At 43.1% G+C, this 6,732-nt stretch carries 4 protein-coding genes; 3 read left to right on the top strand and 1 reads right to left on the bottom strand.

Annotation, left to right across the window (positions count from 1 at the left end; all coding sequences use genetic code 11):
- The first annotated feature begins 886 nt into the window (after nucleotides 1–886).
- From O9334_RS05675 to O9334_RS05665, 3 genes are all read left to right on the top strand, one after another.
- Nucleotides 887–1,816, top strand: coding sequence for an NAD(P)H-dependent glycerol-3-phosphate dehydrogenase (locus O9334_RS05675; protein ID WP_045356038.1), 930 nt, complete (start codon nucleotides 887–889; stop codon nucleotides 1,814–1,816).
- A 483-nt stretch (nucleotides 1,817–2,299) separates the two neighbouring features.
- Nucleotides 2,300–3,994 (top strand): ABC-F family ATP-binding cassette domain-containing protein, encoded by a 1,695-nt coding sequence (locus tag O9334_RS05670; RefSeq protein WP_045356036.1) that lies wholly within the window; start codon nucleotides 2,300–2,302, stop codon nucleotides 3,992–3,994.
- 49 nt (nucleotides 3,995–4,043) lie between these two features.
- Nucleotides 4,044–4,499 (top strand): peroxiredoxin, encoded by a 456-nt coding sequence (locus O9334_RS05665; RefSeq protein ID WP_045356034.1) that lies wholly within the window; start codon nucleotides 4,044–4,046, stop codon nucleotides 4,497–4,499.
- Between the two features lie 163 nt (nucleotides 4,500–4,662).
- Here O9334_RS05665 and mnmG read toward each other — a convergent pair whose 3' ends face one another.
- Complete coding sequence (mnmG, locus tag O9334_RS05660; protein WP_045356032.1) at nucleotides 4,663–6,570, bottom strand: tRNA uridine-5-carboxymethylaminomethyl(34) synthesis enzyme MnmG; 1,908 nt, start codon at nucleotides 6,568–6,570, stop codon at nucleotides 4,663–4,665.
- Nucleotides 6,571–6,732 lie beyond the last annotated feature (162 nt).

Raw genomic sequence — 6,732 nt, 5'->3', positions numbered from 1 at the left:
ACAGGGAAGCGCTCTCGCGCTGTTGTAGAGTGGTGGTCATGGTTGGATAATTTCTGTATGTATTTAGTTGTCAAGGTTCTTTGTTTGACATGAGTTAATACTATCGTCTTTTTATAGTTATGTAAAGGGGTTTTAAGGAATTTTAACCCTATTTCTCATTATCATAGAGATAAGCCCTACTTATGAAAGCGATTGCCCTGTTGACATCCTCCCTGCCCTGAGAGACTATTCGTAAATGAACATTAAGCTGCAATCGGAGCCATCTTGGGTCTCCGTCGCTGGTTATCGGTTTAGAAATTTTTGCAGCGATTCTTGCAGGCATTGACTGCGTTAAATAAACCCTATTGCTGAGTTGCAGGGTAAAATAGAAGGCATCTCCCCCTGAGATTTAGCAGTCACTAACCCCGTCCTAAAGGTGCGGGGCTTGCCCCGCACCAATCTAGGCGACGCAAGTAGCGACTACCGCAAGAGACACAGCTTGGAACAGACTTCCGAATACTTCCCTCGTTCGGACTATCTCTAAGCCTTATTGGTAAGGCGTTGTCAGACAAGGCATCTTAGCTGTGTTGCGGGAAGGGACTTAGACAAGTTTGCTGGTTCTTGCCCTTATCGGGATTTTCAAAAACCAGCTTCCCGCAAGGGAAAACAAAGTAAAGCCGTCCTTCTAGGACGGGGTTTCAAACCCATTTTTTTCGATGAACAGAAATACTATAGAACGGCAACCGATCCTTGCAGCAGTCAGCACTCTTGCTTCCGTTGAGAGGGGTTCACGAGTCATAACCTTAAAATCGAATCAGGAGGGCGATCGAGCAAGAATTGCTTGTTAACCCCCCCTTTTTCTAACTGGTAACTGATAACGGATCACTAATAAGGAGGAGAAGAAAAGTTGTTAGAAAATGCCAAGAAAATTACGGTTATAGGTGGGGGAATTTGGGGGCAAACTCTCGCTAATTTGGCTAGACGTAATCACTTAGCCGTTCGGGTTTGGTCGCGTCATAGCGGGGAAGATTTAGGGAATGTTATAGCAGATACTGAGGTAATTATTTCAGCAGTTTCGATTAAAGGAGTTGCCCCAACAATCGAAAAATTACAGCAATTACAATTAAATTCTTGCACAATTATCGTCACCGCTACTAAAGGTTTAGACCCAATCACCACTCGTACCCCTTTTCATCTGTGGAATCAAGCGTTTCCTGATAATTCTCTTGTGGTTCTTTCCGGTCCCAATTTAGCTAAAGAAATTAATCAAGGTTTACCTGCGGCGACGGTGGTAGCAAGTTATACTCAAAAAGCAGCAATATTGTTACAAAAATTATTATCTGGGGAATCTTTTCGGGTTTATCTTAATAGCGATCCCTTGGGGACTGAGTTAGGTGGCACTCTCAAAAATGTCATGGCGATCGCTTCTGGAGTTTGTGATGGTTTACAGTTGGGTACTAATGCCAAATCTGCCCTGTTAACTCGCGCTTTACCGGAAATAGTTCGGGTGGGAACTTGTCTAGGAGGTTGTCAAGAAACTTTCTTTGGTTTATCTGGTTTAGGGGATTTATTAGCCACCTGTAATAGTCCTTTATCTCGCAATTATCAAGTGGGTTATCAATTAGCTTTAGGTTTATCTTTGCCTGAGATTTTAGCTAAGTTAGAGGGAACTGCCGAAGGAATAAACACCACAGAAGTTTTGATGAGAATTGCCCAAAAAAAATTTTTATATGTACCGATTACCTGCCAAGTTGATCGTCTTTTGCGCGGGGAAATTTCTCCCCAAGTTGCCGTGGATGAATTAATGCGTCGGGATTTAAAAGCAGAATTTGATTAAGAGACAAGAGAAGGGTGATTTTTCAGTTATCAGTAAACACTGAACAGTAATCAGTGGGGAGTGGGGTAGGGCTATTTCATTTAAATTAAGTACAACTGATTTTGAGTCAATAAATTTGACTTAAGAGTCTCAAGTTTATCTTTCTCTAACCCTAAGAGTTGGTCATAGTAATTAATCTTTAATATTTCTCAATAAATGTTTCAGGCTCTACTCCACAAAAGCATTCTCTTTTAACATAAACAACATCAAGGGATTGCGGGGTATTGGGGTTTTAGGGTTTTGGGTTTTTAGTTGAATTTCCCCAGCGTAAGTCATGGTTTTTCTGAGTGTTTGACTTTATTTTAGATGGCGGAGTTCCGATTTCTGCTCCTGATTGCTTCGAGATATTTCCCCGAAAACTTGACAGGGACGAGATAAAGCTTAACTAAATGTTACAATAAAGGCGGACTGCCTCACCGGCCTAGGACTGGAGAAAAATCAGCGATGCTACGACTAGAGAGAATTAGTAAGATTTACCCGACGGGAGAAGTGTTAAAAGATGTCACTTGGGAAGTAAAAACTGGCGATCGCATCGGCTTGGTGGGAGTTAATGGGGCGGGAAAATCCACCCAGCTGAAAATTATTATGGGGCAAGTGGAACCTACGGCTGGGGAGATCATCCGTCCTACCAGTCTGCATATCGGCTATCTTACCCAAGAATTTGAAGTGGATCCCCGTCGGACGGTACGCGAGGAATTTTGGACGGTGTTTCAAGAAGCGAATCAAGTCCACCATCAACTAATAGAAATTCCCCAGCACATGGAAAAAGCTGATCCCGAAGAATTAGATCGCTTAATTCATCAATTGGATCGCCTACAAAGACAATTTGAAGGGTTAGATGGTTACGGATTAGAAGCGCGCATCGAGAAAATTTTACCGGAAATGGGCTTTACTATTGATGACGGCGATCGCTTGGTAAGTTCCTTTAGTGGTGGTTGGCAAATGCGGATGAGTTTAGGCAAAATTCTCCTGCAAACTCCCGATATTTTACTCCTCGATGAACCGACTAACCATTTAGACTTAGAAACCATTGAATGGTTAGAAAAATTCCTCAAGGATTTAACCACTCCCATGGTCATAGTTTCCCACGACCGGGAATTTCTTGATCGTCTCTGTACCAAAATTGTCGAAACTGAAAGGGGAGTTTCTACCACTTATTTAGGTAATTATTCCTCATACCTAGAGCAAAAATACGAACAACAATCCGCTCAGTTAAGTGCCTACGAACGTCAACAAAAAGAACTAGAAAAACAGCAAGCTTTCGTGGATCGATTCCGGGCCAGTGCCACCCGCAGCACCCAAGCAAAAAGCAGGGAAAAACAATTAGAAAAGGTAGAAAAAATTGAAGCACCAATCGCCGATGTGCGTACCTTAAAATTCCAGTTTCCTCCAGCAGTGCGTAGTGGTCGAGAAGTGGTAACTGTTAAAAATCTTGTTCACATCTACGATGATAAAATTCTCTTTTTGGGAGCAAATCTGGAAATAGAAAGGGGCGATCGAGTGGCGTTTTTAGGACCCAATGGTGCGGGAAAATCCACGCTTTTACGTTTAATTGTTGGCTTAGAAACTCCCACAGAAGGCTCGATCGAAATCGGTAAACATAACGTTATTCCTAGTTATTTTGAGCAGAACCAAGCGGAAGCTTTAGACCTAACTAAAACTGTTTTAGATACCATTCATGATGAAGTTCCCGATTGGAAAGATGTGGAAGTTCGTAGTCTTTTAGGGCGATTTTTATTCAGTGGGGAAACGGTATTAAAAAAAGTAGAATCCTTGAGTGGTGGCGAAAAAGCGCGTCTTGCTTTAGCTAAAATGTTACTTGCTCCCGCTAACTTATTAATTCTCGATGAACCCACTAATCACCTCGATATTCCCGCCAAGGAAATGTTAGAATCGGCTTTAAAAGTTTATGAAGGCACGGTTTTAATTGTTTCTCATGATCGTTATTTTATCTCCCAGGTAGCTAACAAAATTGTCGAGATTCGGGATGGCGAATTAATTGCCTACGCGGGAGATTATCACTATTATCTAGAAAAACTAGACGAAGAAAAACAAAAAGCCGAACAAAAACGCATTGAAGCAGAAAAAGCGGCCAAAGCTGCCGCTAAACGGGCTAAACAAAAGGCCAAAAAAGGTTAGAATGTAAAGTACCACCCTATCCACGATTATCTATCAATTAATTAATCTTATGGCAGCTATAAAAGTAGGCGATCGAGTTCCCAATTTTTCTCTCCCTTCCCAAACAGGGGCAACGGTTAATATCGGCGATTTAATCGGTAAAAAATCCCTGGTAATTTATTTCTATCCCAAAGATGATACTCCGGGTTGTACCGCAGAATCCTGCGCTTTCCGCGATAGTTACGAAGTGTTTACCGATGCGGGTGCGGAAGTTATTGGTATTAGTGGCGATAGTCCCCAATCTCATCAACAATTTGCCCAAAAATATAATCTTCCCTTCACCCTTTTAAGTGATACCGATAACCGAGTCCGGAAATTATTCGGTGTTCCCTCTACCTTATTCGTTCTCCCTGGACGAGTTACCTATATCATTGATAAAGAGGGAATCGTCAGACATATTTTTGATTCTATGTTAGATTTTAAAGCTCACGTTACCGAATCTTTGAACACAATTAAATCTTTTTAGGTTGACGAGAATGGCTCTGGCCACCACAATAAAAGAAATTGCAACCCTCAGCGTGGAAAGCTGGTCAGCTTTTACAACTATGTCGCCAGAATCTTGATAATAATCAATGGGAGAAAGTCAAGGAGATGCACCCATCTTGATCGCTGATAATCAAGATTATTTCCTAACTTTTAACTGCCGACATCTGCCGCATTTCTAGATACACTAATAAAGCGTTAATATCGGCGGGATTGACTCCGCCAATTCGCGAGGCTTGGCCGATGGTGGCGGGTTTAATTTTTGTTAATTTTTCCCGCGATTCCATTGACAAAGTTTCGATTTTCATGTAGTCAATATCGGGGGATAAATGACGGTTACTGTGGCGACTAATTTGGTCGATTTGATTTTGTTGTCGCTTCAAATAACCGGAATATTTAATCTCAATTTCTACCCCTTCTCTTTCGGCTAAATTTAAATCGGGATTACCTAAACCATAGCGATCGAGATCGAGATAATGGAAGCTAGGACGACGCAGTAAATCAGCTAAAGAGAGAGAACCTTTAATTTTTTGTTCCGTATCCTTAACGATGGCAATTGCCACCTGATCCCGTTCTTTAATTCTCGTTTCGTGTAGGCGTTCTTTTTCAGCGATAATATTAGCTTGTTTGCTCTGGAATAATTGCCAACGCCGGTCATCAATTAAACCAATTTCTCGTCCTAAAGGTGTTAATCTTTGATCGGCATTATCCGATCGCAATACTAAGCGATATTCGGAACGACTGGTTAACATTCGATAGGGTTCCCGCAGATCCTTGGTACACAAATCATCGACCAAAGTTCCTAGATAACTTTCCTCCCGGGTAAAAACAATTAACTCTTTTCCTAAAGCAAACCGCGCCGCATTAATCCCCGCCACCAGTCCCTGGGCTGCCGCTTCTTCATAACCGGTTGTCCCGTTAATTTGTCCCGCACAAAATAACCCCTCAATCTTCTTCGTCATCAGGGTTGGATAACACTGAGTTGCCGGTAAATAATCGTATTCCACTGCATAGGCAGCCCGCAACATCACACAGTTTTCTAAACCGGGTAAAGTCCGCAGCATTGCTAATTGAACATTTTCCGGCAGTCCCGTCGAAAAGCCTTGGATATAAAGTTCGGGAATATCGCGCCCTTCCGGTTCAATAAAAATTTGATGACTTTCTTTATCGGCAAAACGGACGATTTTATCCTCAATACTAGGACAATAACGCGGCCCTTTGGAGTCAATAAAACCGCCATAAATGGGGGATAAATGTAAATTATCTCTGATTAATTGATGAGTTGCCGCCGTGGTGCGGGTGAGGTGACAGTTCATTTGTTCCCGTTCGATCCAGACATCGGGATCAAAACTAAACCAACGTACCTCGTCATCGGGCGGTTGCGGTTCCATACGGGAGTAATCCACCGAACGCTTATCCACACGGGCAGGAGTGCCAGTTTTTAGGCGACCGGTCTCGAATCCGAGACGATTTAGGGTTTCTGTTAAACCCACCGCCGCAAATTCCCCCGCCCGTCCAGCTGCCATAGACTTGCCGCCAATCCAGATTTTGCCGCCTAAAAAAGTGCCAGTGGTTAAAATGACGGCTTTAGCGGCGAAACAAGTGCCGAAATAGGTTTCTACCCCTAAAACTTGCTCATTTGCCCCTAAAATCAGGTCTGTGGCCATGCCTTCCCGAATAACCAGATTGGCTTGGGTTTCGACGATACCTTTCATCACCGCCGCGTATTCCCGTTTATCGGTTTGGGCGCGTAGGGCCCAGACTGCCGGTCCGCGAGAGGCATTAAGAACCCGTTTTTGCAGATAGGTGCGGTCGGCCATTTTGCCAATTTCGCCGCCTAAAGCGTCCACTTCGTGGGTTAATTGGGATTTAGCCGGACCACCGACGGCGGGGTTACAGGGTTGCCAAGCGATTTTATCGAGATTAAGGGTGAGGAGAAGGGTACGACAACCGAGACGGGCGCAAGCTAGGGCCGCTTCACAGCCGGAATGGCCCGCCCCGACGACGATGACATCAAATTCATCTTGAAAGTCTGCGGCTGAGGAGAAAGTCATAGTCGATCGAGGGGAAAATTAATTAATCAGGCTAATATTCTAGCAATTTTTCTGAGTTTTCCTCCCAATATAATACAAGAATACTAACTAAGTCATTGACTAACACCAAAGCGATCGCATAAATCTAAAAACAATCTATATAATCCCTATTTACCCTTGCCT

Origin of the sequence: Microcystis sp. LE19-8.1F, assembly GCF_027531715.1 — a bacterium.
Lineage (GTDB): Bacteria > Cyanobacteriota > Cyanobacteriia > Cyanobacteriales > Microcystaceae > Microcystis > Microcystis wesenbergii_A.
The sequence above is the reverse complement of the archived record's forward strand: the minus strand, read 5'-3'. Positions and strand labels throughout refer to the sequence as shown.